20 protein-coding genes and 1 pseudogene are annotated in these 23,783 nt (G+C 59.3%); 8 read left to right on the plus strand and 13 right to left on the minus strand.

Annotated elements, in window-relative coordinates; all coding sequences use genetic code 11:
* The 6 genes from AC13QO_RS14305 to AC13QO_RS14330 form a co-directional block, all read right to left on the minus strand.
* A partial coding sequence (locus AC13QO_RS14305; protein WP_488541097.1) for an EthD domain-containing protein occupies nucleotides 1–130 on the minus strand: 130 nt, incomplete at its 3' end.
* Between the two features lie 84 nt (nucleotides 131–214).
* Complete coding sequence (locus AC13QO_RS14310; RefSeq protein WP_488540937.1) at nucleotides 215–1,900, minus strand: glycoside hydrolase family 3 protein; 1,686 nt, start codon at nucleotides 1,898–1,900, stop codon at nucleotides 215–217.
* A gap of 119 nt (nucleotides 1,901–2,019) precedes the next feature.
* Entirely contained in the window at nucleotides 2,020–3,084 is a 1,065-nt protein-coding gene (locus tag AC13QO_RS14315) for an ABC transporter ATP-binding protein (protein ID WP_488540938.1), read from the minus strand.
* Nucleotides 3,085–3,086: 2 nt separating this feature from the next.
* Nucleotides 3,087–3,917, minus strand: a complete 831-nt coding sequence (locus AC13QO_RS14320) for a carbohydrate ABC transporter permease (RefSeq protein WP_488540939.1) — start codon at nucleotides 3,915–3,917, stop codon at nucleotides 3,087–3,089.
* Nucleotides 3,918–3,920: 3 nt separating this feature from the next.
* Entirely contained in the window at nucleotides 3,921–4,832 is a 912-nt protein-coding gene (locus AC13QO_RS14325) for a carbohydrate ABC transporter permease (protein WP_488540940.1), read from the minus strand.
* Entirely contained in the window at nucleotides 4,829–6,103 is a 1,275-nt protein-coding gene (locus tag AC13QO_RS14330) for an ABC transporter substrate-binding protein (RefSeq protein ID WP_488540941.1), read from the minus strand. Before AC13QO_RS14330 ends, AC13QO_RS14325 begins: the two co-directional genes overlap by 4 nt.
* A 235-nt stretch (nucleotides 6,104–6,338) precedes the next feature.
* Here AC13QO_RS14330 and AC13QO_RS14335 point away from each other — a divergent pair, with 235 nt between their 5' ends.
* The 5 genes from AC13QO_RS14335 (at nucleotide 6,339) to AC13QO_RS14355 (ending at nucleotide 15,161) form a co-directional block, all read left to right on the plus strand.
* Nucleotides 6,339–7,466, plus strand: a complete 1,128-nt coding sequence (locus tag AC13QO_RS14335) for a LacI family DNA-binding transcriptional regulator (protein ID WP_488540942.1) — start codon at nucleotides 6,339–6,341, stop codon at nucleotides 7,464–7,466.
* A 400-nt stretch (nucleotides 7,467–7,866) separates the two neighbouring features.
* Entirely contained in the window at nucleotides 7,867–8,043 is a 177-nt protein-coding gene (locus AC13QO_RS14340) for a hypothetical protein (RefSeq protein WP_488540943.1), read from the plus strand.
* 175 nt (nucleotides 8,044–8,218) lie between these two features.
* Entirely contained in the window at nucleotides 8,219–9,199 is a 981-nt protein-coding gene (locus AC13QO_RS14345; RefSeq protein WP_488540944.1) for a DUF3991 and toprim domain-containing protein, read from the plus strand.
* Nucleotides 9,200–9,313: 114 nt separating this feature from the next.
* On the plus strand, nucleotides 9,314–9,916 hold the full coding sequence (locus AC13QO_RS14350) for a DUF1419 domain-containing protein (RefSeq protein ID WP_488540945.1): 603 nt from the start codon (nucleotides 9,314–9,316) through the stop codon (nucleotides 9,914–9,916).
* A gap of 142 nt (nucleotides 9,917–10,058) precedes the next feature.
* Nucleotides 10,059–15,161, plus strand: a complete 5,103-nt coding sequence (locus AC13QO_RS14355; RefSeq protein WP_488540946.1) for a DEAD/DEAH box helicase family protein — start codon at nucleotides 10,059–10,061, stop codon at nucleotides 15,159–15,161.
* A gap of 266 nt (nucleotides 15,162–15,427) precedes the next feature.
* Here AC13QO_RS14355 and AC13QO_RS14360 read toward each other — a convergent pair whose 3' ends face one another.
* Both AC13QO_RS14360 and AC13QO_RS14365 read right to left on the minus strand, forming a co-directional pair.
* A complete protein-coding gene (locus AC13QO_RS14360) occupies nucleotides 15,428–15,721 on the minus strand; it encodes a type II toxin-antitoxin system RelE/ParE family toxin (RefSeq protein WP_488540947.1) in 294 nt (97 codons plus the stop codon).
* Nucleotides 15,718–16,011 (minus strand): hypothetical protein, encoded by a 294-nt coding sequence (locus AC13QO_RS14365; protein ID WP_488540948.1) that lies wholly within the window; start codon nucleotides 16,009–16,011, stop codon nucleotides 15,718–15,720. Before AC13QO_RS14365 ends, AC13QO_RS14360 begins: the two co-directional genes overlap by 4 nt.
* A 415-nt stretch (nucleotides 16,012–16,426) precedes the next feature.
* Between AC13QO_RS14365 and AC13QO_RS14370 the strand changes: the two genes are divergently transcribed.
* Nucleotides 16,427–18,193, plus strand: a complete 1,767-nt coding sequence (locus AC13QO_RS14370; RefSeq protein WP_488540949.1) for a ParB/RepB/Spo0J family partition protein — start codon at nucleotides 16,427–16,429, stop codon at nucleotides 18,191–18,193.
* Between the two features lie 233 nt (nucleotides 18,194–18,426).
* Here the strand turns inward: AC13QO_RS14370 and AC13QO_RS14375 are convergent, their stop codons facing one another.
* The 4 genes and pseudogenes from AC13QO_RS14375 to AC13QO_RS14390 form a co-directional block, all read right to left on the minus strand.
* Nucleotides 18,427–18,954: a TadE/TadG family type IV pilus assembly protein gene (locus tag AC13QO_RS14375; protein WP_488540950.1), complete on the minus strand. Its 528-nt coding sequence runs from the start codon at nucleotides 18,952–18,954 to the stop codon at nucleotides 18,427–18,429.
* Complete coding sequence (locus tag AC13QO_RS14380) at nucleotides 18,951–19,484, minus strand: TadE/TadG family type IV pilus assembly protein (protein ID WP_488540951.1); 534 nt, start codon at nucleotides 19,482–19,484, stop codon at nucleotides 18,951–18,953. Before AC13QO_RS14380 ends, AC13QO_RS14375 begins: the two co-directional genes overlap by 4 nt.
* Nucleotides 19,481–20,866, minus strand: coding sequence for a TadE/TadG family type IV pilus assembly protein (locus AC13QO_RS14385; protein WP_488540952.1), 1,386 nt, complete (start codon nucleotides 20,864–20,866; stop codon nucleotides 19,481–19,483). The genes AC13QO_RS14380 and AC13QO_RS14385 overlap by 4 nt, the downstream gene beginning before the upstream one ends.
* Nucleotides 20,867–21,264: 398 nt before the next feature.
* Nucleotides 21,265–21,363 (minus strand): annotated as a pseudogene (locus tag AC13QO_RS14390) (PhnA domain-containing protein); the annotation flags it as partial.
* 327 nt (nucleotides 21,364–21,690) lie between these two features.
* Here AC13QO_RS14390 and AC13QO_RS14395 point away from each other — a divergent pair.
* Both AC13QO_RS14395 and AC13QO_RS14400 read left to right on the plus strand, forming a co-directional pair.
* Nucleotides 21,691–22,278, plus strand: a complete 588-nt coding sequence (locus AC13QO_RS14395) for a hypothetical protein (RefSeq protein WP_488540953.1) — start codon at nucleotides 21,691–21,693, stop codon at nucleotides 22,276–22,278.
* 287 nt (nucleotides 22,279–22,565) lie between these two features.
* Complete coding sequence (locus AC13QO_RS14400; protein ID WP_488540954.1) at nucleotides 22,566–23,492, plus strand: ArdC family protein; 927 nt, start codon at nucleotides 22,566–22,568, stop codon at nucleotides 23,490–23,492.
* A gap of 6 nt (nucleotides 23,493–23,498) precedes the next feature.
* Here the strand turns inward: AC13QO_RS14400 and AC13QO_RS14405 are convergent, their stop codons facing one another.
* The gene (locus AC13QO_RS14405; RefSeq protein WP_488540955.1) at nucleotides 23,499–23,675 is read right to left on the minus strand and encodes a hypothetical protein; all 177 of its coding nucleotides are present in this window, start codon (nucleotides 23,673–23,675) and stop codon (nucleotides 23,499–23,501) included.
* Between the last annotated feature and the right edge of the window lie 108 nt (nucleotides 23,676–23,783).

The following is a 23,783-nucleotide window of genomic DNA, read 5'->3' on the forward strand; positions in this document are numbered from 1 at the left end:
AGACGAGGCCCTTGTCGCCCATCAACTTTACCATTAGCGGTCCATGAACATCCCTATAGTAGTCGAGGAATTCTTGCCGCTGCATCCCCGGCTTTCTCTTGATGAATATGATCTCAGTGTACAGTGCCATACCTAGTTCCTTCGCGCTTTCTAATTGCTGTCAGATGATGCCGGCCTACCGAAATGATGTCATATGCCGGCAGAAGATCATCGCTCAAAATCTTGCGTCTGGCAGGGAGCAAAACGGGTCGACCGGGGTTTCACCGGTAAACGGACTCTGGCCAATGAGCTTGCGCGCCACCGCACGCTGACTATCGTCGGTGGTTGAGTAAGCATTGATGTAGACGGGGACGCGAGGCGCGTCGAATAGATGATATGGGTGCCCGAACGAAACCATGATCGTTGGGATTTCGTGCCAAGATCGATCCTGAGCGCGATCGAGTCCCATATCAGACACCCAATCGATCCATACCCTCGACAGCAGGAGCGATGATTCTACCGCCAATATGTGCAGAATCAAATCTGTATCCGCAATTGTGGGCGGCGATGACGGATCAAACTCTCGCACTTCGAAACCGAGTTGTTGTAGCTCACTGGTGATCGCCGTCAGTTTCCTTGGCGCTCCACTAATTGGGTGCGCTCGGGTTCCGGACGAAAGCACGACAATGCGGCGATGTGTGTGCGCAGAAATTGGCAGTATCCCTGTGGCGTCCTTGACGAGGGTTACCGCCCGCTCGGCGACTTCTCGCGCGACAGCCTGGTTGGCCTCGCTGCGAATGGCGGCACTTGCCTGCTCATATGCGGGCAGCCGGACGTCGCGGCCTTTAACGTGGAGGCCTAGCGCCGCCTTCAGCCCAAGGACGCGGGTAACGGCATCTTCAACACGATCTTCGGTCAGACGGTTGTTGCGGATGCCTTCGATTAGGTAGCCAAGATCCTGGTCGACGTCCTCTGAAAAGAGGAACATGTCACATCCGCCGGCGATGCAGTCAGATACGGCGTGTTCGCGGTTCTGGAACGCACCGAAACCGCCCATCCCGGTCGCATCCGAAACGATAAGACCATTGAAGCCCAGTTCACCCCGCATCAAATCTAGGTTCAGGACCTTTGATTGTGAGGCCGGTCGATAGCGCTCAGCGCCATCCGGCACACCTAGTTTTGCGGCCCAACTCGGCAACGCAATATGGGCTGACATCACGGTCAGCACACCGGCGTCGAAGGTAGCTCTGTAGAGGCGGCCGAAGGTGTCATTCCACTCAGAGACGGAGAGAGGATTGATCGTCGTGACAAGATGCTGATCGCGTTGATCATAGCCTTCCCCGGGCCAATGCTTGACGGTCGCGGCGATGCCGGCCTGCTGCATTACGCGGATATGCGTCGTTGCCTGTGCGATGATTCTTTCAAGGTCCGAGCCGTAGGAGCGTGTCCCAACGACTGCACTTTGGATGTTCTTGTTGAGATCGATCACTGGCGTAAAGGACCAGTTGAAACCAAGGGCCCGTCCTTCCCGAGCCAGTACTTCTACTGCCTTGGTTGAGAGTTCCAGATCGTTGGCAGCGGCTATTGCCATCTGGTTCGGCATTCGCGTCATCGAATGCGGCCCGTGTCCGCCGGCCTCGAGGTCACCTGTAATCAAAAGCGGTACGGTTTCCTGCTCCAACGCCAGTTTCGTGGCGCTCCAAGCCTCCTCCACCTGCTCTCCTACGAAGCGATGGATACCGCCGGGCTTGTGCCGGCGAAGGGCGGTAATCGCCTCGCGGTCGTCACCAACAGTCAAATGAACGAACAGCTGTTGAAGTTTCTCTTGAAGCGTGAGCCGGTCCAGCTGAAGCTCGACCCACCGAACGGCATCATCATCGAGATTAAAGGGTGGCATGCGAAGGCTATGAAGTACGGTCATGCATTTCTCGTCGTGATCGAATTTTTAAAATAGGGGAGCGATCGGCCGACCGCCGGCTATTGTGACGGGCGCAACAGCACCCTGCGGAAAGCGGTCAGCCTCTACGGTGGCGGGGAGGACTAGATCCTGAGACCGCTCTGAGGATCGAACAGGTGAATTCTACCTTCCTGAGGCCTTACGAAAATCTTATCCCCAGGCCGATGCGCAATACGATCGCGGAAGACCGCGAGAATTTCGCCACCGCCAGACCGTATCGACACCAGGACTTCAGCGCCGGTAGGTTCGGTCACGATGACTTCGCCCTCGAATGCGCTTGGATCGCCAGCTTCAGCCAGATCCAGATGCTCGGGACGAATTCCCAATACAACGGGCTGATTGGATAACGTGTCGCGGTTGGGTACCGAGAGGGTGATCTTTCCGTCGGAAAGGAAGCGACCGTCGTCCGCCATTTCGCCCTTGATCAGATTCATGCTCGGCGAGCCGATGAAGCTGGCGACGAACAAGTTGGCTGGTTCATCGTAGAGGGTGAGGGGCGCGCCGACCTGTTCGACGCGACCGGCGTTCATCACGACGATACGGTCGGCCATCGTCATGGCTTCAACCTGATCATGAGTAACATAGACGATCGTGGTTTTCAGCCGCTGATGCAACTCCTTGATCTCCGTCCTCATCTGAACGCGCAACTTGGCGTCGAGATTTGACAGCGGTTCGTCGAAGAGAAAGACCGAGGGATCTCGAACGATCGCGCGTCCCATGGCGACCCGCTGGCGCTGACCGCCTGACAGTTGCTTCGGAGTCCGTTGCAGCAAGTGGCTCAGGTCGAGAATCTCGGCAGCCTTTTGAACGGCGGCGTCGATTTCGGTTCTAGGCCGGCGTTTAAGCTTCAACGAGAAACCCATGTTTTCCGCCACTGTCATGTGGGGATAGAGCGCATATGATTGGAAAACCATCGCAATATCGCGGTCTTTCGGTGCCAAGCGGGTGACTGTCCTGTCGCCGATCGAGACGTCGCCGCTCGTAATGGATTCCAACCCCGCAATCATGCGCAGGAGGGTCGATTTTCCACAGCCGGATGGTCCGACCAGAATGACGAACTCGCCATCAAGTATATTGATGTCGATGCCGTGAAGAACTTGAACGTGTCCATAGGACTTGGTGACGGACTGAAGATTGAGCGGAGCCATGATTAGCCTTTCACAGAACCGGCGATGGCGCCGTGCGTGATGTATTTTTGGACGAAGAAGAAGAGGATCAGAGTCGGCAGCATCGTGGCTGTCGCTGCCGCCATTAGTCCCCCCCAGTCCGTGGAGAACTGTTGCATGTACATCTGAATCCCGACCGGCAGCGTCATCGATTCGACTGTTCGCAAGAACACATTGGCGATGAAGTATTCATTGTAGGCGAACAGAAATGCAAAGATGGCTGAGGCCGCAATCCCGGGGCCGGCCAAAGGTAGAACGATCCGCAGGAAGGCCTCGATCGGCCCACAGCCGTCTATCATTGCCGCTTCCTCGAGGTCCCGCGGGATCGTGTCGAAATAGCTGCGACTCATCCATGTGATGAAGGGAAGGTTGATCACCGCATAAACGATCATGACCGAGAACGGCGAGTTGATCAGGCCGAGCGGCTTGAAAACCAGGAACAGCGGGATAAGAGCCAGGATGATCGGAAACATCTGGATGAGAAAGAGTGCTGTCGAAAACCCATCAAGGAAGCGGCCGCGATAGCGCGACAGGGCGTATCCTGCCAAAACCGCCGCTACCAGGCCAAGCCCGGCAGCCCCGAAAGAAATCACCAGGGAATTGCGCAGGTAGACAAAAAAAGGAGTGCCAGCCAGCGCACTGTAATTCACCCAGCTGAATACGTCGGGGATGAGCCTGCGCGTTGCAAGCATCTGCGCGGTCGATTGGAAGGAGTTCAAAACCATCAGCACGATCGGCAGGTTGAGTACGACGACGATGGTCGCCGTGATCGCCGTCAGGAGCCATTGTTTGAGAGGGTTGTTTTGGGTTTCCATTTCTCAGCCCTTTCGCTGCAGCCGCAGGAGGAACAGGGTCAGCGCCATCAGGATAGCGAGGGTGACGAAGGAAATAGCCGCGCCCATGCCGACATCGTTGCGAGCGAAGGTATATCGGTAGGCTAGCACCACCAGATTCTCGGTTGCGCCAGCAGGGCCGCCTTGCGCCAGCAACCACGGCGTATCGAAATCGTTGACCGTCCAGATCATCTGCAGGAGGCACAGAACGATCGAGATGTTTTTGATCTGAGGCAGAGTTACGTACTGGAACGTTTGACGGCGCGTGGCCCCATCAATGGCCGCTGCTTCGTAGAGGCTGCGATCAATAGTCTGAAGCGCAGCAAGTAACGACAGCATCATGAAGGGAAAGCTTCGCCAAATTTTGATCAGGATGACGACCGCGACCGTCCAGGTGCTATCGGAAAGGAAATAGATCGGGTTGCCACCAAACAATGCAAGGATTTGGTTGAACAGGGCCTTGTCGTCTGCAACCATCCATCGCCAAGCGACAATCGACACGAGCGATGGCACAATCCAGGGAAGAAGAAGCAGAACTCGAAAGATGCCGCGCCCGGGCATGTTCTTTTGCATCAGCATGGCCAGCGCCAAGCCTAGTATATAGCTTCCAACGACGCCGAAAATTGCGAAGATCACGCTAAACCGAAGTGCGTTGTAGAATGCGGGCAACCCAAGCAGCTTGGTATAGTTGCTTAGGGCGACGAATTTGCCAGCTTTGAGCAGAGAATCGTCGGTAAAGCTGTAGTAAAAGCCCTGCACGATTGGAAAGGCTATGACTGCAACAAGCAGCAGGATCGCCGGCGTCAACAAGATGGCCGGCGTAGCGATGTCGGTTGATATCCGCTGCCTGGCACGCGTGTGCCAGGCCTGTTTTTGGGCGACAGGAAGAACGCTCATTTGCTCGCCAGATCCTGCAGATAAGCCTGAGCGTTGGCGGCGTTCTGAGCGATAGGTTGACCTTGCCAAATTGACTGAATCAAGGTTCGCAGAAAGCCATCACCATCGACGGCATTCAGAACGGGGAACGTACCTGGCGACTGAGCAGCCAGTGTCTTGGCGACAGGGACGTAGTTATTAAGTGCGAAGGAAATGCTTGGTATTGCCGTGAAATAGGGATCGTCGAGCAAGGCAGTGCGGGCCGGCAGACTGTTGGTGTGCCCCTTCGTCCAGAGCGTACCAGCGTTATCCGACCACCACTTAAGGAACTTAAAGGTTTCTTCTGGATGCTGTGTCTGGCGATAGACCATGATACTGTTGACGAACTGCAGCGTGCCTTTGTCGCCGTGCTTTGAGGTCAACGGCGGAACAATCCCGATCTTGGCCTGCGTTTCCTTGTCTGCCAGTTGAGGTGTTAACGGAGATTCCAAGAAGAAGGCGGCTTCACCTCGGAAAAACGCGCCGCGGGCATCATCGAAGGAGTAACCGACGCTTGCCGGATTGACGGAGCCGTCTGCAACGAGATCAGAAAGGAACTGTAGGGCTTCGGTCGTACGCGCGCCGGTGATAGCTGGTTGATTCTCACTGTCGAACAGACCGCCGCCATTGTTGATAGCCATTGAGAGCATAATGTGGATTCCGCCGCCATCGCCACTCGAGACCAAGCCGTACTTGCCGTCTTTCGTCAGTGCCTTGGCTGCTGCCCGAAACTCGTCCCAGTTCGTTGGCACAGCGACACCAGCGGCTTCAAGCAGATCCTTGCGGTAAAAGAGTACACGTGTGTCAATCGCCCACGGCAGGCCTACGGAGTGACCATGATAGTTGACGGCATCGAGCGTACCTGCGACGAAGCCATCCTGACCAATCTGACTGACGACGTCGTCCACCGGCAGGATCGCATCCATGTCGTAAAGTTGAACCGCCTGGAAACCGCCGCCGGTGGAGATATCCGGCGCACTTCCTGACGCAACCGCGGTTACGAAGGTCTCGTACCAGTTCGACCAGGAGAGCGAACGGTACACAACAGACACATCAGGGTTCTCGCTGTTGTACTTGTCGACCAGGGCCTGGGCGGCGACCGCATATTCCGGTCCACCCCAGATCATGTCCCAGAAATTGATCGTTACCTTGGACTGCGCATAAGCGTGGCCCATCGTTAGGGCCAGCGCCGTGCTTGCGAGCCCGATTTTCAGGACGGAGCGTCGTGTAACTTTATCGCGATTGATCATCATTCACCCTCTCGTTTGTTGAACTTGTATTGGCGACTCCCAAAGCGCCGCCTCCCTCCATTCGGCCATGCGATTGCCTAGCCGGCTTCCTCCCGCCCTACTTTTAGCCGACGAGTGAAAATCACTATGGTGACGTCAACATGGTGACGTCACCATGTTGACGTCACCATATCGAGAAACATTTGACAAGAGGGCAAGATTCGTTTTTTTATTTTTGCGATCTTGAGGGCGGATAAAAATGAAGAAAGAAAAGCCGACAATGGGCGACGTTGCCAAGCAAGCCGGCGTCTCTCCTGCCACCGTGGCACGGGTCATCTACAAGAATGGCTATGTCAAGGAAAAGACGCGCCTTGCGGTAGAGGCTGCGGTAGCGAGGACCGGCTATAGTCCGGACATCATCGCAAGAGGGCTTCGGACGAACCGCAGTCATACCGTCGGCCTAGTCCTCAGTGAATCTCGGATCAATACGTTCCAAAGTTCGGTCGCGCATGTCGTGCAGGTCGCGGCTGTGCGCCACGGTTATTCCGTGTTGACCTTCAATAACCAGGGTCAGCGAGAGGTCGAGGCTTTGGGGGTTCAGCGGCTTCTCGGTCAACGCGTCGACGCAGTGATCTTCTGCTCTGCGACTGACCCGGCAAACGTGCGCGCTGTCAAGAACAGTGGTACGCCGATTGTACAGATCGAGCGGGAGGTTGCTCGTGGCGGTCTTGTGATATCGATTGATCCTGAAGCCGGTATGCAAAAGGCAATCGATCATCTCATTCACATTGGCCATCGGACGTTTGGCTACATTGGGGGGGAACACGACACCGCCTTGATTGAGGGACCCGCTGCCGAAATCGTTGAAACACGCAGGAAAAATGCCTTCATACGTCTGCTCGCGCGGCATGGGATAACCCCGCCCGAAAGCTATGTCTTGGAGGGGAAATATATCAGCGATGACCGAGACGTTCCTCAACCTGGTTATTTTATGATGAAAAGGTTGTTGTCGCTGGAGCCTCGGCCAACAGCCATCATCTGCGCCTCAGATCTCTTGGCTGCATCTGCCGTCCAGGCGATAGCGCAGGCTGGATTAAACGTGCCGAGGGACATCTCGGTCGTGGGCTTCGATGACGAAATAGCCGAATTCCTGACACCGCCACTTTCCAGTATCTCCCAACCTGCCAAAGACATTGGTGAGATTGCGGTAGAGTTGGCGCTCTCGGCGATCGAGGGCGAGTACAAGGACGACGTAAAGAAAACACTCCACACAGACTTCGTTTGCCGCGCATCAACGGCCGCGCCACAGCGGCCCAACGGTCTTTCGGAGGCGGTAAGCGAGGGGGATCAGACATTATTGCGTCGCTCGGTCAAAAAAGTTCCATAAGCTTGATTATGCGATATGTTATAACGTAACATGGCCAACTCATGAACTTGAAGCCACTTGAAGCAATATACCTCCGGTGGATCTCGCAAGGCAGAAGCGTCACCGATATTGCAAAAATCGAGCAGCAGCCTGTTCACGAAATCCAGAAGAAGTTGGACGCCCTTTCTCGACGCCTCGGTGTCTCGTCCATTATCGATGCTGCCGAGAAGGCCAAATCCTCCAACAAGATTTAGGGCACGCCAAGCGGCGCCAGTTTTGACCCACTCGAACTACCGCCACAGTCGGTAGCCAGCGCATAACGCAAGAGGGGTTGGGGGGCCCATGATCGGTATGCCATCGACCGATCCTTTCCCGCTCTCTCGGGATGGCGTCCTGGCCCGCTCCGGATGGAGCCTTACAAATGTCGCACGATCTCGCTCTTGCACAATCCCATGCCTTCCAGCTTTCCCGCGACCTGATGGTCCCGGTCACCGTCTTCGAAGTCGACGGTGAATACGGCGTTCTTCCTTCTGACGAGATCGACGCCGGCGACGATCTTGCAATCGTGCACGAATTCTTCCCGTGGGCGGCTCACTGAGCCGCCGTCTGCCGCTTGCGAGCGGCGTGCCGCAAGGGAGGCTTCGCCGCGGCCGGTGGCCCATCTACTGCCAGATTCGTCAGTTGCCGGCCGCGCCCTTGCACCCCTTGCTCTTCGCTGGGTTTAATTGGTGCCCGTGAAACGACGGGCAAGGAAGGGTGATGAGGGACCTAAAATGAGAAGAAAAGAGATTGAAGAGCTGCGGGTGCGGGTCAGTTGCGGGACGGTTATTGAACGAGCGGGCTTTGCTGTTGACCTAAAGGAAAGCACTCGCAGAGCGGTAAAATATCGACGCCGCGGCGAGATCATCATCGTCACCCACGAGGGGCGCGGCTGGTTTGACCCGCTTAGCGACGCAAAAGGTGACGTATTCGCACTCGTCGGACATCTCGAACATGTCTGTTTTCTCGAAAGTGCTGCAATCGTAGCGGATATCGTCGGGTGGGGGGTCACGGAACCGAAATGGATAAGCCCGAGGAGTTTTGGAGAGCATGATGTCTTCCTTCCAGATCGATGGCAGGCGCGGCGGCGCCCGTGGCATGGTTCAGCAACGTGGCGCTATCTCGATGGCGAGCGTTGCCTGCCGGCGTCGGTGATCCGCGTAGCGATCCAATACGATGCGCTCCGAGAGGGACCGCATGGCAGCGTGTGGGCAGCTCACACCGACGATGCCGGAGCTGTGACCGGCTGGGAGGCGCGGGGTCCGCAATACCGAGGTTTTGCCGCTGGAGGGACGAAGATCCTTTTCCGGCTCGGGTTGCAATCGGCATTGCGCCTCGCAGTCACGGAAGCGGCGATTGACGCGATGAGCCTTGCGGCCATCGAGGGTTTGCGAGACGGCACGCTCTATCTTAGCACCGGCGGCGGATGGTCGCCGGCCACCGCCGCTGCGCTGCGGGATGTCGCGGCGCGACCGGGCGTGCAGCTCGTGGCAGCGACGGACGCTAACTCCCAGGGCGACGTCTATGCGGACCGGCTGAGGGTGCTCGCCGATACTCTCGGCTGCGACTGGATGCGGCTGCGCCCGCCTGTAGAGGATTGGAACGAGACCCTGAAACTCAGAGGGAGGGAGAAGAGGGAAGGGACGGAAAAAGGCGTGCCGCATGCGCGCCACCCAGCGTCAAGGGAGGCTTCGCCCGGCGGAGCCGGCCCTTGACCCCGGCGGTCGCGATGCCGGCGGCCCGGAAGGGGTCATGAAGGACTGAAGAGGATGACAAGGTCGTAAGGACACGGTCGCGCTTCGGTCCGCAAACCTCCGAAGGAGCCGCAGATGAATACCTCTCCCGCAATCCGCAAGGTTTTTCAGGGCGTCGCAAGCCGCCAGCAGATGTTTCGAATGTTCGACCGGTATGCCCAGCGTCCCAACCGTTGGGACGGCAACGCGGCAGCGCTTTATGCCGGTGAGTGGTTCGAGATTGGCGAGACCGAGCACGACTACATGTTCGAAATCCTGCCGCCGCTCTGGATCCGTGGCTCGATGTTCGCCATGCGCGAGTTCTTGACCGGGCAGGTGACCAGCGTCTTCTTCGCGCTCCGGATCGACGAACAAATCCGGTATTTCCACGGCTACTGCGATCTATCTGACAAGACGTCGGTCGAAATGATGCGGGTCGCCATCATCGAGCGCGAAAGCCGCCCGGTGCGCGCCATGACGCGCGAGGAGCGCCTCGAGCACATCTGGAGCAGCACCGCCGACCAATACCGCGGTTATGCCGACAGGCCGCCGAAAGCTGCGCAGAACGCGCGCACGATCGCCTTTTTCGGCGGCCAGGCCGGCAGCACGCTGAGGATCCTGGAGGATCTCACCGATCACGAGATCGCCGCCAAGCTGCCGGTGCATCTCCGTTATCTCCCCGCTCAAGTCGCAGCCTGAATCTCGGCGCCGGGTGCAAGCACGCTCGGCTGATCGCAGTCGATCCACCTGCCTGCAGGACAGGCCCTCCAATCATTCGCGCCCGCCAACTGCCCTCGATCGGCAGGGCGATGACGCGTGCCTTCTCATAGGAGTTTTTTCGATGAGCAATGATCCCTTTACCCTCGACATGTTCGGCAGCAGCGCTCTTTCCTCGGGCCTTGGATTGGGTATCACGGCGTTCGGCGACTTTGCCGCCAATGACGACGAGCCAGACCCCACTCCCCCCTCTCCTGCGCCTGCGCATGCTTTGCCGGCTGCAAAGCCGCAGGCGCCGCGCAAACAGGGCCAACGCTCCAACTTCTATCTCGATGATGGCGATCGCGATCTCGCCGCGAACTGGAAGGAACGAGCGCGCATCAATGTCACGGCCATCCTCACGGCATACGAACTCGAGAAGTTGGATTTGCCGGCGACCCCAGCCGCGCAGGCGAGGCTGATCCGCTTCACGGGTTTCGGTGCCGGCGAGCTGGCGAATGGCATGTTTCGCCGACCGGGCGAAGTCGAATTCCGTGACGGTTGGGACGATCTCGGCAGCTCGCTGGAGTCGGCCGTCAGCGAAGGAGACTATGCGTCGCTTGCCCGCTGCACGCAGTATGCCCATTTCACCCCCGAGTTCATCATTCGGGCGATCTGGACTGGATTGCAGCGGCTCGGCTGGCGCGGCGGCCGCGTATTGGAGCCGGGGATCGGAACGGGCCTGTTCCCGGCACTGATGCCGAAAGAATACCGCGAGACGAGCTATGTCACCGGAATCGAGCTCGATCCCGTCACGGCGCGCATCGTGAAACTGCTGCAGCCAAAGGCACGCATCATCAATGGCGACTTCGCGCGCACGGATCTCAATGCGATCTACGATCTTACTGTCGGCAATCCGCCCTTCTCGGATCGAGCGGTTCGCTCCGACCGGCAATATCGTTCGCTCGGTCTGCGGCTGCATGACTATTTCATTGCCCGGTCGATCGATCTTCTGAAACCGGGCGGGCTTGCCGCCTTCGTCACCAGCGCCGGCACGATGGACAAGGTCGATAGCGTTGGACGTGAGCACATTGCCAAAACCGCTGACCTTATTGCGGCGATCCGTCTGCCCGAAGGCAGCTTCCGCCGCGATGCCGGCACGGATGTGGTGGTCGACATCCTGTTCTTCCGAAAGCGCAAGCCAGGAGAGCCGGAAGGGGATCTCTCCTGGCTCGACCTGCAGCAGGTCCGTCCGGCGACCGACGATGAGGGAGCGATCCGCGTGAACCGCTGGTTCGCCGAGCATCCGGAGTTCGTGGTCGGCGATCACGCTCTCACTTCGGGTCCTTTCGGCGAGACCTATACCTGCCGGCCTCGCACCGCCGAGGATCTCGCGACGGTGCTCAATGCAGCCATCGCTCTCCTTCCGGAAGACCTTTATGACGGCGAGCCCACCGCCATCGATGTCGATCTGGAGGACGAGCTTGGTGAGATCGTCGATCTCCGCCCCGACAACACAAAGGTTCGCGAGGGCAGCTTCTTCATCAATGTCAGGCATGGCCGCCTGATGCAGGTGGTCGACGGCGAGCCAATTCTGATCAAGGTGCGCAAGGCGCGTAGCGGCGAGGGAATTTCGGATAAGCATGTCCGAATTATCCGGAAGCTGATCCCGATCCGCGATGCCGTCCGCGAGATCCTCAAGACCCAGGAACTGGACCGCCCGTGGCGCGATCTGCAGGTACGTCTTCGGATCGCCTGGTCAAGCTTCGTTCGGGACTTCGGGCCGATCAACCACACGACCGTCTCAATCGCCGAGAATCCCGAAACCGGGGAAGTGCGCGAAACGCACCGCCAGCCAAACCTCCAGCCCTTCCGCGACGATCCGGATTGCTGGCTGGTCGCCTCGATTGAGGACTATGACCTTGAAACGGACACGGCAAAGCCCGGTCCGATCTTTTCCGAACGGGTCATCTCGCCCCCTGCCCCGCCTGTCATCACATCCGCGGTGGATGCGCTGGCGGTCGTGTTGAACGAGCACGGTCGCGTTGACCTCGAGCACATCGCCGAACTCTTGCACCGCGACGTAGCGGCCGTTGTCGAAGAACTCGGCGACACCGTCTTCCAGCACCCGGCCTCCGGTGCGTGGCAGACCGCCGATGCTTATCTCTCCGGTCCGGTTCGCATGAAGCTTGCTATGGCTGAAGCGGCGGCGGCACTCGATCCCGCCTTCGAGCGCAATGTTCGCGCACTGCAGGCGGTGCAGCCGGCCGACCTTAGTCCGTCCGACATCACCGCACGCCTCGGCGCTCCCTGGATTCCCGCCGCCGATGTCGTCAGCTTCGCCAAAGAGTTGATGGGCGCCGACATCACGATCCATCACATGCCCGAACTCGGCTCATGGACAGTCGAGGCGCGGCAGCTTGGTTACAGCGCGGCCGGCACATCCGAATGGGGCACGAGCCGCCGGCATGCCGGCGAGCTGCTCGCCGACGCGCTGAACAGCCGTGTCCCGCAGATCTTCGACGTCTTTAAGGACGCCGGTGGCGAGCGCCGGGTGTTGAATGTGGTCGACACCGAAGCCGCCCGCGACAAGCTGCAGAAGATCAAAACGGCCTTCCAGAACTGGGTCTGGACCGACCCGGATCGTACCGACCGGCTGGCGCGGGTCTACAACGACCGCTTCAACAACATCGCACCGCGAAAGTTCGACGGTTCCCATCTCAAACTTCCCGGCGCCTCTGGCGCCTTTGTTCTTTATGGGCACCAGAAACGCGGTATCTGGCGGATCATCTCCTCGGGGTCCACCTATCTTGCGCATGCCGTCGGCGCCGGCAAGACTATGACGATGGCTGCCGCCATCATGGAGCAGCGGCGGCTCGGGCTGATCGCAAAGGCGATGCTCGTCGTTCCCGGCCATTGCCTGGCGCAGGCGGCGCGTGAGTTTCTCGCCATCTATCCGAACGCCCGCATCCTCGTCGCCGATGAAACCAACTTCACCAAGGACAAGCGGGCAAGGTTCCTTTCCCGCGCCGCCACGGCGACCTGGGACGCGATCATCATCACCCATTCTGCCTTCAGGTTCATCGCCGTCCCGTCCGCGTTCGAACAGGAAATGATCCAGGATGAGTTGCAGCTCTACGAGGACCTTCTGACCAAGGTCGATAGTGCCGACCGTGTCTCGCGCAAGCGCCTCGAGCGCTTGAAGGAGGGGCTGAAGGAGCGGCTGGAATCGCTCTCCACCCGCAAGGACGATCTGCTGACGATCTCCGAAATCGGCGTCGACCAGATCGTCGTCGACGAGGCGCAGGAGTTCCGCAAGCTGTCCTTCGCGACCAACACGTCGACGCTCAAGGGTATCGACCCGAACGGGTCGCAGCGCGCCTGGGACCTCTGGGTCAAATCGAGGTTCATCGAGAGCAAAAATCCGGGTCGCGCTTTGGTACTGGCATCCGGCACGCCGATCACCAACACGCTCGGCGAAATGTTCTCGATCCAGCGACTGCTCGGGCGTGAGGCCCTGCACGAGCGCGGGCTGCACGAGTTCGACGCCTGGGCATCCTGCTTTGGCGACACGGTCACAGAGCTCGAGATCCAGCCCTCCGGCAAATACAAGCCGGTCAGCCGGTTTGCGTCCTTCGTCAATGTTCCGGAACTGATAGCCATGTTCCGCAGCTTTGCGGACGTGGTTTTGCCCGCGGACCTCAGGGAGTACGTCAAGGTTCCTGATATCTCCACCGGCCTCCGGCAAATCCTCACTGCCAAGCCGACGCCCGCTTTCAAAGTCTATCAGCAGATCCTCGACGCGCGCATCAAGGCGATCGAGATGCGCGAGGGACCGGCCGAACCCGGCGACGATATCCTGCTCTCGGTCATCACCGATGGCCGTCATGCAGCGATCGATCTCCGGCTTGTTGTTCCTGCCAACAATAATGAGGAGGACAACAAGCTCAATCTCCTGGTTCGCAACGCCTTCCGCATTTGGCAGGAGACAGCGGAAAACACCTATCTCCGTCCGGACGGCAAGGCCTTCGACCTGCCTGGCGCCGCGCAAATGATCTTCTCCGATCTCGGAACGATCAATGTCGAGAAAACCCGCGGCTGGTCCGCCTATCGTTGGATCCGCGACGAGTTGGTCCGTCTCGGCGTGCCGGGCAACCAAATCGCCTTCATGCAGGATTACAAGAAGACTGAGGCCAAGCAGCGCCTGTTTGCCGACGTCCGCGCCGGTCGGATTCGGTTCCTGATCGGATCGTCGGAAACCATGGGCACCGGCGTCAACGCGCAACTCAGGCTGAAGGCGCTCCATCACCTCGACGTGCCGTGGTTGCCCTCGCATATCGAGCAACGTGAGGGCCGCATCGTACGGCAGGGCAACCAGCATGACGTCGTCGATATCTTCGCCTACGCAACCGAGGGATCCTTGGACGCCTCGATGTGGCAGAACAATGAGCGCAAGGCCCGCTTCATCGCCGCAGCACTCTCCGGCGATACCTCGATCCGCCGCCTCGAAGATCTTGGTGAAGGTGCGGCCAATCAGTTCGCCATGGCAAAGGCGATCGCCTCGGGCGACGAACGCTTGATGCAGAAGGCTGGACTGGAAGCCGATATCGCTCGCCTCGACAGGTTGCGCGCTGCCCACGATGACGACCAGTTCGCCGTTCGCCGGCAGATCCGCGATGCCGAGCGCGATATCGAGACATCGACCCGGCGCATCGCCGAGATCGGACAGGACATCAAGCGCCTTACCCCGACCGCCGGCGATGCCTTTGCCATGACTGTGACGAACAGGTCCTTCGAGGAACGAAAAGACGCCGGCCGGGCGCTGATGCGGGAAATCCTGACGCTGGTTCAACTGCAGCAGGAGGGTGAAGTCGTTCTTGCCGCGATCGGTGGCTTCGATCTCGTGTTCGAGGGCGAACGCTTCGGCAAGGGTGACGGCTATCGTTACGCGACGATGCTTCAGCGGACCGGCGCAACTCAAGAGATCGATCTCGCCATCACGGTAACGCCGCTCGGCGCCATCTCTCGGCTGGAACACGCGCTCGGTGGTTTCGAGGGAGAGCAGGATCGCTATCGCCAACGTCTGCAGGAGGCGCAGCGACGGCTCGCTTCCTATCGCTCACGCGAGGGCGGCGTCTTCGCCTTCGCCGAAGAACTTGCCGAGAAGCGCCGCCAGCTTCGCGATGTCGATGCAGCCCTTGCCGCGGAGGCGCGCAATGATGCCGAGCCAGCCGCGCAGGCTGCGTGAGGGCAGGCATAGCGATAATCAAGAAAATCGCGGGAATGGGTGCGGTGCAGCATATGCATAGCTGCATTGCACAATAAATGTTTTCCGTCTGGTCAAAAATCGAGCATAGTGCACGTAGCTGATGCACATGGCGGTTTTCCTCCCAGCGCCGCCGCAGCAGCTGTTCCCCTCTGGAGGTTTTAATCACCTTCATACCTAAGGGCCGCGGATTGGCGGCCCATTTTTTTTGCCTAAGCCTCCGCAAGCACCTCAGTTAAACAAGGCGATTATTCGTCCCCGGTCGGCGGCCATTGGCGAGCAGTATGCACGAGCGCCATTATCCATACGGTGTTTTCTGGTTCGTCCACTTCGTAGACAAGCCGGTAACTTTCATGCGGGATGAATTCACGTGTGCCGGGGATCTTTCCCATACGGCCGAGCATCGGGAAATCGCCGAGTTTGCCGGCCGCCTCACTGAACAGCTCGTCCATCTTGAGCGCCGCACGCGGATTCTCGACTGCGATGTAATCGACTATATCGGCTCGATCCTGTCGGGCCGCTGCAATCCATCGGACTTTCACAGATCCGCCTCATTGATCCGGCGTCGGAGCTCCCCGCGGCGAGCCGTTGCTTCGGCTTCCACTTCGTCATTGGAGACATGCATGCCCGCATCACGCTGCGCACGTGCGATCTCCACCTTGCGACGCAAGTAATCATCGTACTGTCGCGCCTGCTGGCGACGGTTGATATATTCGCGCATCAGCTCGCGCAGGACCTGGGCCGCTGGTCGGTCATCCGCGGCGGCTTCGGCCATGAACGTATCGCGCAGTTCCGGTTCCAGTTTCATCGTGAAAATGGCTTTGGTCGACATCGCAAACTCCTGTTTTGCTATATTGAGTATATACCAAAGCATTACCGTTGTCGTCCATTTTCATGGCGATCCGCGTCTCGGCAACGCGGCCGGCACAATGAATTTCATCTGTATCCTTTGTCCAACGACGGCATGTGTTGCCTGCAGGTCGAGGCAATCAAGGGCGGGAAAAGAAGAAGGGAATCGGGTCGCAGATCAGTCCGCCGGTTGCCGCTGGCGCTCAACCGCCGTCTCCGCATCGCGGCCACTCGTCCTTCGCACGGCTCTCGCCCCGCTCGTCCTTCGCAGCAGCGATGCTCGACAGCAGTTGCACCCGGCCGCCTGCTCCGCGGTCCGGGAGATGTCTTCGGGAAAGAACGAAGACAGGAAGGGCCGGCAGGGGCCGCGTCCCAAAATCCCCGAAAAGGAGCATCCGATGTATGTCATGAAGGTCGATCCGCGCACGCTCAAGGACAATCCCGACAACACGCGCCAGTCTAAATCGACGTCCCAGGCCGACGCCCTGCTGCTGGCAACGATCAAGGCTGTCGGTATCATCCAGCCGCCCGTCGTCTTCCCGGAGCGCGATGGTGGCAACGGCCTCATCATCGAGGCGGGTCATCGCCGCCGCCGCCAGGCCGTCGCAGCAGGCCTCGAAGACATCGACGTGATTGTGGTCGAGGCTGCCAACGACAATGGCGCGATGCGGTCGATGGTCGAGAATATCGCGCGCGAGCCGCTCAACCCGGTCGATCAATGGCGGGGTATCGAACGCCTCGTCGCGCTCGACTGGACCGAGGAGGCGATCGCAAGCGCGCTGGCATTGCCCGTCAGGCAAATCAAGAAGCTGCGCCTCCTCGCCGGCGTGCTGCCGGCCATGCTCGACCAGATTGCCCTTGGCGACATGCCGTCGGAGCAGCAGCTCCGCACGATCGCGGCGGCAAGCATCGATGAGCAGAAGGAAGTCTGGAAGGCGAACAAGCCGAAGAAGGGAGACACCGCGTCCTGGTGGTCGGTCGCCAACGCGCTTTCCAAGAAACGGATGTACGCCAAGGATGCCAGCTTCGGCGACGATCTGCGCGAAGCCTACGGCATCGAGTGGGTCGAAGATCTCTTCGCGCCGGCCGATCAGGACAGCCGATACACCACCAATGTCGAAGCCTTCCTGGGCGCACAGCAGGAATGGATGACCAACAATCTGCCGAAGAAGGGCGTTGTCGTCGACGTCAATGGCTATGGCCAGCCGGATCTGCCCAAGAAAGCGGAGCGTGTCCACGGCAAGCCCGGCAAGGGTGACAGCACCGCCCTCTATCTCGATCGCGAGGGTAAGGTGCAGTCGGTTCACTACCGGATGCCGGAACCCAGGAAGCCGAACGGACACACGGGCTCGTCAGGCAGCTCGACTGGAGCCGATGACGAGCCGACGGGTGTCGCTAAGACGCGTCCCGATGTCACGCAGACTGGCCAGGACATGATCGGCGATTTCCGCACCGACGCGCTGCACGAGGCGCTCGGCCGGGCGCCGATCGAGGATGACATGCTGATGGCCCTGCTCGTGCTCGCCTTCGCTGGGCTAAATGTGCGCGTCGATTCCGACGCCAATTACCACTTATTGGGGACGAAGCGCATGCAACGCCACGCAGCGCGTCTCTTTTCCGACGACGGCAAGCTGTCATTTGACATGACCACACTCCGCATCGTCGCCCGGTCTATTCTGATCGAGGTCCTGTCGTGCAGACGCAATATCTCAAATAGTGGCGTCATTTCGCGCATCGCCGGTGAGGCGATCGGCGCCGACGGCTTCTTGCCGCACATGGGTACGGAGGATTTCCTTCTATGCCTGTCGCGGCAGGCGCTCGAAGCGACGGCTAAGGCGGCGAATGTTCATCTCCGTTCAAGGGTGCGGGAAACCCGAGCGGCGCTCGTCGAACACTTCAAGGAGGCCCAGTTCGTACATCCGGCGGCCCGTTTCTCGCCTGATCCGAAGGACGTCTCCGATCTAATCAAGCATGGCGAATTCTTGAACAACTGCGGCGATGCTCCATCGACGAATGAGCACGCCCCTATCGCCGGCGAGGCCGCCAGCGACAGCGATCTGCTGGACCTCGATACTGATCGTGGGAACGCTGATGACTTTCATGGCAAGCCTGGTGATGAAGCTGCGGATGACGAGGAGCCTGGCTACCCCATCGCGGCAGAATAGACGCGTCTTGTGATCTCCGATCGACAAACCCGCCGCCGCCTCGCTGCCGGCGGCGGTTTCTTTTCATCATTTATAGAAGCTCAGGGAGAAAGCACATCTCTGTGTTCTTGCTCTACGATCTCGCCCGGGTCGGCTCCCTCTGTCATGAAACGGCGCGCCACTGCCACTGACGTCCAATTGGTGCTGTTTGCCGGATAGTTAGGACAGCTCATTTATTCTCTGCATGTTCGAACTTAATTCGTTCTGACAATGGCGGCGGTAAAACGCGGCCTCTCCGTCATCCAATTATCGAAATTTGAGACCTGCAAACTTGGATATCCGAAGATCGGCGATGAATTCACCGAGGTTTCCGTGACGATGAACGTGTCATTGTCGGAGATCATGGGCAACGCGTGCGAGCCGAGATCACTCGCCTGGAGCGCTGGCATGGCGACAGAGTAGGACCAATCGACCGCAAAACCGCTCGATGTCTTCCGCACGCTCGAAATTCGAAACTTGAGGCTCTCCTTTGGCCGGTCGACGACGCCACGAAAGAGCTCGAACGTCTGGTTCAAATAGGCAGCGTCGACGGTCGTTTTGCGAGAGGTAAGATCTGATACGATTGATGTCGCCCGCTCAGCCGTTTTCGCGTCTCGAAACAAGAGCGCCAAAACCACGCTTCCCGTGAACAGCAATATCAGCACGGGTGCGATAAGGGCAAATTCCACACCTGCAACACCCGACTTATTGCCAAGCAGCTTTTTCAACACGGACATGGTCATGAAGCGCCAGGCTCATTCACAAAGGCTGACGAGGACGAGAGAAAAAATTCTCCAGCGCCATTTCTTGGCATATTGAGCATCAATCCAAGCACCGGGGTGATAGGATCGCTCGTATAACAGGCTCTTACGTACATGACCGAGTTCCTGAGTCCCGGCGAGAACGCAACGACCGGCGCAACGTTTCCCTGGCGATCGACGCAAGGTGTGCTTGACGATGGGATTGGATGCGAGGAGATGTCGGTCATTTCCACGACGATCGACGTGTCACATCGCAAAAGAAGATATGACCGGCTACAGACCGCGGCCTTAATCTCGTCCTGGTCTTGCGCCGCGTTGGGCGCCGCCACCCTGATGTCACGGATCGCAAGATCGAGGGCCCGATCGAGCATCGTGGCTTCAATGACCATCCATCCGGCTTCGAGGGTCGAGAATATGAGCATCAGGAAGACGGGCAGGACGAGAGCGAATTCGATCACCGCAGCGCCCGAGCTATCAGTCAGAGATGCAAGCGGATGTCGCCAGCGCATCATTGCGTTATCCTGATGTTCTGGAGCGTGGTCGCGATCGACTGGAACGCCTGGGCCATGTTCAGGCCATCGACCTTGAACGCGTAAGACGGATCGGTCGCGCATTTCGCAAGTCCCGCAGCGGTGGCGTCATCTACCTTGAAGGCTATGGTGAAGATCGTGATCCCCTCTGCTTTCGCATACGCGCAGACCTGATCGTAGAAGCCCACCGAGGTTGACTGGTTGAAGAGGTAGCGAGCGTCCTTTGCGATACTCTTGTCGAGGACTTCGTTTGTCGTCACATCGTGTGGGCGAGGTTGATCGCCGATCTGCCCATCGGTCATCAGCACGATGAACTTGAGGGTCGTTTTATCGGAAAATGCGGCAGGCCTTTCGAGGAAGCTCGCGGGTATGTCGTTCGCGAGACCTTCGTTTGCGATGGCATTCAAGGTTGGCTTCATCGATGGGTTGAGCAGCAATTCGGCCCATTTCATCGCGTATGGCGTCCCTGTTCCGTCATATGGCTGCAAACTGTCGATGCGCGCCTGAAGGTCTTTCAAATTGTTTGTCATGTAGGCGGCAGACGCATCCGCAGTTGGGCACCACCAGGGCTGCTTACCTTTGACCTTGAAGTTCCAGAATGTAAAATGAGGGTATTGGTCGCGAGCCGGCCACTTCGGCATACCGGCCGTGAAATCTGACGCGAGCATTTCAAAGCAAGACGATTTCGTGTGGCGCCTAGTGTAAGCCGGACCGGCCAGATAATCGAAGACCTTGTCACCGATATTCACGCCTCCGGAAAATGGTATGAGATTGACGGAGGTGAAGTCTTTGGCGTCATCCTTGAGCACTTGTGCCAGGAAGCTCTTTGCTGCCGGTTTCAGCTGAACCATCCCGCCATTGTCGAGCATCGATCCCGATATATCGAGCACCAGCGACAACTCGATATTGTCTCGCGATTGCGTTGCCGACGCAGTTGCCGTGACCGGAAGTTCGTCGATCGAAGCAAGCCGTAGGAATGTCGTCTGGTACGGGAACGTGGCAGTCGCAGTTACCTTTCGATAGTTCGTTTTTTTGTCTTGCGTAATGGTGACGACTGCGTTTTGGGCGTCAGGCGCCTGGACGACGAAGCTTTTGACGAGCGGGACGGCATCTTGTGCCTGGTTGAGAGACGCTGCCGCAAGAACCCCGCGGTCAATCGCATTCTGTAGGGCAACACGGAGCCGTTCCTGCGCCACAAGATCGATTGCGCCGCCCGCCATCAAGACCATTGGGGTGAAAAGAGCGACCGTCATGATAGGGATACTGCCTGCCCGGCATCGAACCAAACTGAGGAGTGCCAGCCTTGCTCTGGAACAGCATTTGCCGACAGCGAGGCCCCCGTTAACAATCGAAAAATCAGCCATCGACCCTCTGTCCCCGTGCGATCGTGAGCCGCCCTCACCGCGGCGGCGATCAAGTGAAGCGGCCCGCGTCGCTCTTGACGACACCCTCGAGCATCGGGTGAACCTTTGTCTCCCGCCACTCTCCCACAACTAGGAACGATCCCCTTGCTGAATTCTTAATTCTGGAGATCCATGACTGCCCGTCGCCCACTGCGATGCGCGGTGCGGATCTCGCTCTCGCTTTAAGGATCGTGGGAGGCGCTCAGCCGCACCTAGATGGGCCCACGCCACACATTGCGGCACCTCCGCAATCCGCGCGGACCATCCTCGCTTCACTCCTACTACCTGCCGAGTCCCCGTCGCCATGGTCATTCGGATTGGGGCATCGGCCCGAGTTGCCGGACCCTGATCTCGCCGGATTAACGCTTGCGCACGAACTCTGTACGCAGGATTAACCCCTTGATCCCGACTTCTGAGCAGCGGATCTCCGCCGGATTGTTGGTAAGCCGAATCCGCCTGAAGGCTTCCCTATTTGATGGTTCCGTCGCGTCGGCCCCGTTCCTTGCCGGGCTGCCCTTCTGTTTTGTTGCGGCCTAAACCGGCGGCCGTTCGTTTCAAGGCCGCGTTCCGCGCCGCGTGGCGGCCGGACCGCACCGTCCTCGGCAAAGCAGGCCCGCGTGCTGCGCGAGGTCAGGATGACCTGCTGACACGCATCCCGGCTTCGCTCGTCCTGGTACGTCCGGACCCTGAAACGCTCGTCTTCCGCCGGTTTCTTTCGACCGCACCGAAGGGCAGACCGGCAAAGGCCGGAACCGCTTCGGAGGAAACCTTGAAAGGACGAACCCATGGCTAAGCCTGCAACCCAATCCCGCCAGTCCGCCCGCGTCGTGCAACTTCGAAAGGGCGCTACAATCGAGATGGTCCGGCTCACATGCCCCGACACCGCCCAGGCGATGCTCATCGCCGAAAGCTTCGGGACGGCCGTGATCGACGGCGACGGGATCCGTGATCTGCACGAGCGCCTGATCGTCGAAACAGCCGGCAGTCTTTCCGAAGGGCTCGGCGAACGGGCGATGCAGATCCATCTCCAGCGCATCGTCGGCGCCTTTGTCGGATCCGCCCACGGCGCCGGGCAATTCTACTCCCGAGCCGTCACCGAGGCGCGCGACGCCACCGCCAAGGCCGCCAATGACCGGCGCGACGAGGATCTCGATGGTCCGGTCGGCTACGACAGCGCCGCACAGCGCAAACGAGAATTCGCCGCCGACATGGGCACACAGGCTTATTCGGTCCGAATGGCCGCAGAAGGTGCGGTTGCCGCCTACGAACACGTCGTCGGCGAGGCATGGAAGCCCTTCGATCGTCCGGTCGACAATCCCGGCCAGTCGCTCGACCGCAAGGCAGCTGCCGCACAGTTGGCCGCCTTCGACTGACCGGAAACGTGGCGGGACGTCGGCCCCGCCTATTTTCCCCTTTTAGTGGAGGGCCGGCGCTTCGGAGCCGGCCCTTTCGTATGTCGGGGGAGAAGGAGGTGTTCAACGAACCGCGCCACCCCGGCCGCCCAGCTCGGTCCTGCCGGGTCGGGATTTAAGCCGCAAGGGCTCCGCCCTCCTCCACTGACGTTCCGGCGCGTCCGCGTGCGCCGTCCCTCGCGTCCCGGTCTTCTGGACCGCCGTGACGGCCGCGATGGGCGCGGCCTCAAAAATAGAGGTATCGGAAAATGAGCAGGAAAGAGGAAACACACCGCGCGGATATCTACAGCCGGATTACGGATCGGATTGTCGAGGACCTCGCCCGTGGCGTGAAACCATGGATGAAGCCCTGGCACGACCGCAACACGCAGGGTCGGATAACGCGCCCACTCAGGCACAACGGACTGCCCTACTCGGGCATGAACGTTCTGCTGCTCTGGTCGGAAGGTATGGCGCGCGGGTTCTCGTCACCTATGTGGATGACGTTCAAACAGGCCCTGGAGCTTGGCGCGGCGGTTCGCAAGGGAGAAACCGGCTCGACTGTCGTCTTTGCCAGTCGTTTCACCAAGACCGAGGCTGACGACAATGGCGGTGAGATCGACCGGGAGATCCCGTTCCTGAAGGCCTACACGGTGTTCAATGTCGAGCAAATCGACGGTTTGCCAGAACATTTTTTTCACCGGCCGCCGCCGATTTCCGATCTCGTCACGCGGATCGAGGCCGCCGATCGCTTCTTCCGCAACACTGGCGCGGTCATCCGCCACGGAGGAAACCAGGCCTTCTTTGCCCCGTCCAGCGACCACATCCAAATGCCCCCGTTCGAGAGCTTCAAGGACGCGGCCAGCTACTACGCGACGCTGAGTCACGAGGCGACGCATTGGGTTGGCGCTTCGCATCGGCTGAACCGCGATCTCAGCCGTTACCACAAGGACCGGTCCGAACGGGCGCGGGAGGAGTTGATCGCAGAACTCGGCAGTTGCTTCCTCTGCGCCGACCTTGGCGTCGCGCCGGAACTGGAGCCGCGGCCCGATCATGCTTCCTACCTCTCCTCGTGGCTCAAGGTGCTCACCGAGGACAAGCGGGCGATTTTTCAGGCGGCGGCTCATGCGCAGCGCGCGGTCACCTTCCTGCACGATTTCCAGCCAGAGGAAGCCGACGAGCGGGCGGCAGCCTAGCGGAAATCAGGGTCGGTCGTTGTCGCCGCCAGCGGCCGGCAGCTCTCCAGGTTCAGTACCGGTTGGTGCGGCCTGATCAGGTGTAAGGTCCAGCTTGCCCCAGATCGAAGCCTTGCAGTCGGGGCCTTTGAGTTTTCGGGATTGCTTGATTTCGACGATAAACGGCTTTGTCTGCTGACGCATAATTCCTCCAGGCGACGAATCGCGCGCTCACGATATCGGGTTGATGATCGGACGCAACTGCCCGGTCGACCTGATTGTCGCGTCCACGTGGATGCTTTGATGTGGAGA

It is taken from the genome of Rhizobium sp. CNPSo 3670 (assembly GCF_057784555.1).

Excerpts from the sequence above, each read along its gene's own strand:
- AC13QO_RS14310 (WP_488540937.1), bottom strand. The coding sequence starts at position 1,900 with ATGACCGTACTTCATAGCCTTCGCATGCCACCCTTTAATCTCGATGAT.
- AC13QO_RS14315 (WP_488540938.1), bottom strand. The coding sequence starts at position 3,084 with ATGGCTCCGCTCAATCTTCAGTCCGTCACCAAGTCCTATGGACACGTT.
- AC13QO_RS14320 (WP_488540939.1), bottom strand. The coding sequence starts at position 3,917 with ATGGAAACCCAAAACAACCCTCTCAAACAATGGCTCCTGACGGCGATC.
- AC13QO_RS14325 (WP_488540940.1), bottom strand. The coding sequence starts at position 4,832 with ATGAGCGTTCTTCCTGTCGCCCAAAAACAGGCCTGGCACACGCGTGCC.
- AC13QO_RS14330 (WP_488540941.1), bottom strand. The coding sequence starts at position 6,103 with ATGATGATCAATCGCGATAAAGTTACACGACGCTCCGTCCTGAAAATC.
- AC13QO_RS14335 (WP_488540942.1), top strand. The coding sequence starts at position 6,339 with ATGAAGAAAGAAAAGCCGACAATGGGCGACGTTGCCAAGCAAGCCGGC.
- AC13QO_RS14340 (WP_488540943.1), top strand. The coding sequence starts at position 7,867 with ATGTCGCACGATCTCGCTCTTGCACAATCCCATGCCTTCCAGCTTTCC.
- AC13QO_RS14345 (WP_488540944.1), top strand. The coding sequence starts at position 8,219 with ATGAGAAGAAAAGAGATTGAAGAGCTGCGGGTGCGGGTCAGTTGCGGG.
- AC13QO_RS14350 (WP_488540945.1), top strand. The coding sequence starts at position 9,314 with ATGAATACCTCTCCCGCAATCCGCAAGGTTTTTCAGGGCGTCGCAAGC.
- AC13QO_RS14355 (WP_488540946.1), top strand. The coding sequence starts at position 10,059 with ATGAGCAATGATCCCTTTACCCTCGACATGTTCGGCAGCAGCGCTCTT.
- AC13QO_RS14365 (WP_488540948.1), bottom strand. The coding sequence starts at position 16,011 with ATGTCGACCAAAGCCATTTTCACGATGAAACTGGAACCGGAACTGCGC.
- AC13QO_RS14370 (WP_488540949.1), top strand. The coding sequence starts at position 16,427 with ATGTATGTCATGAAGGTCGATCCGCGCACGCTCAAGGACAATCCCGAC.
- AC13QO_RS14375 (WP_488540950.1), bottom strand. The coding sequence starts at position 18,954 with ATGACCATGTCCGTGTTGAAAAAGCTGCTTGGCAATAAGTCGGGTGTT.
- AC13QO_RS14380 (WP_488540951.1), bottom strand. The coding sequence starts at position 19,484 with ATGATGCGCTGGCGACATCCGCTTGCATCTCTGACTGATAGCTCGGGC.
- AC13QO_RS14385 (WP_488540952.1), bottom strand. The coding sequence starts at position 20,866 with ATGGCTGATTTTTCGATTGTTAACGGGGGCCTCGCTGTCGGCAAATGC.
- AC13QO_RS14395 (WP_488540953.1), top strand. The coding sequence starts at position 21,691 with ATGGCTAAGCCTGCAACCCAATCCCGCCAGTCCGCCCGCGTCGTGCAA.
- AC13QO_RS14400 (WP_488540954.1), top strand. The coding sequence starts at position 22,566 with ATGAGCAGGAAAGAGGAAACACACCGCGCGGATATCTACAGCCGGATT.
- AC13QO_RS14405 (WP_488540955.1), bottom strand. The coding sequence starts at position 23,675 with ATGCGTCAGCAGACAAAGCCGTTTATCGTCGAAATCAAGCAATCCCGA.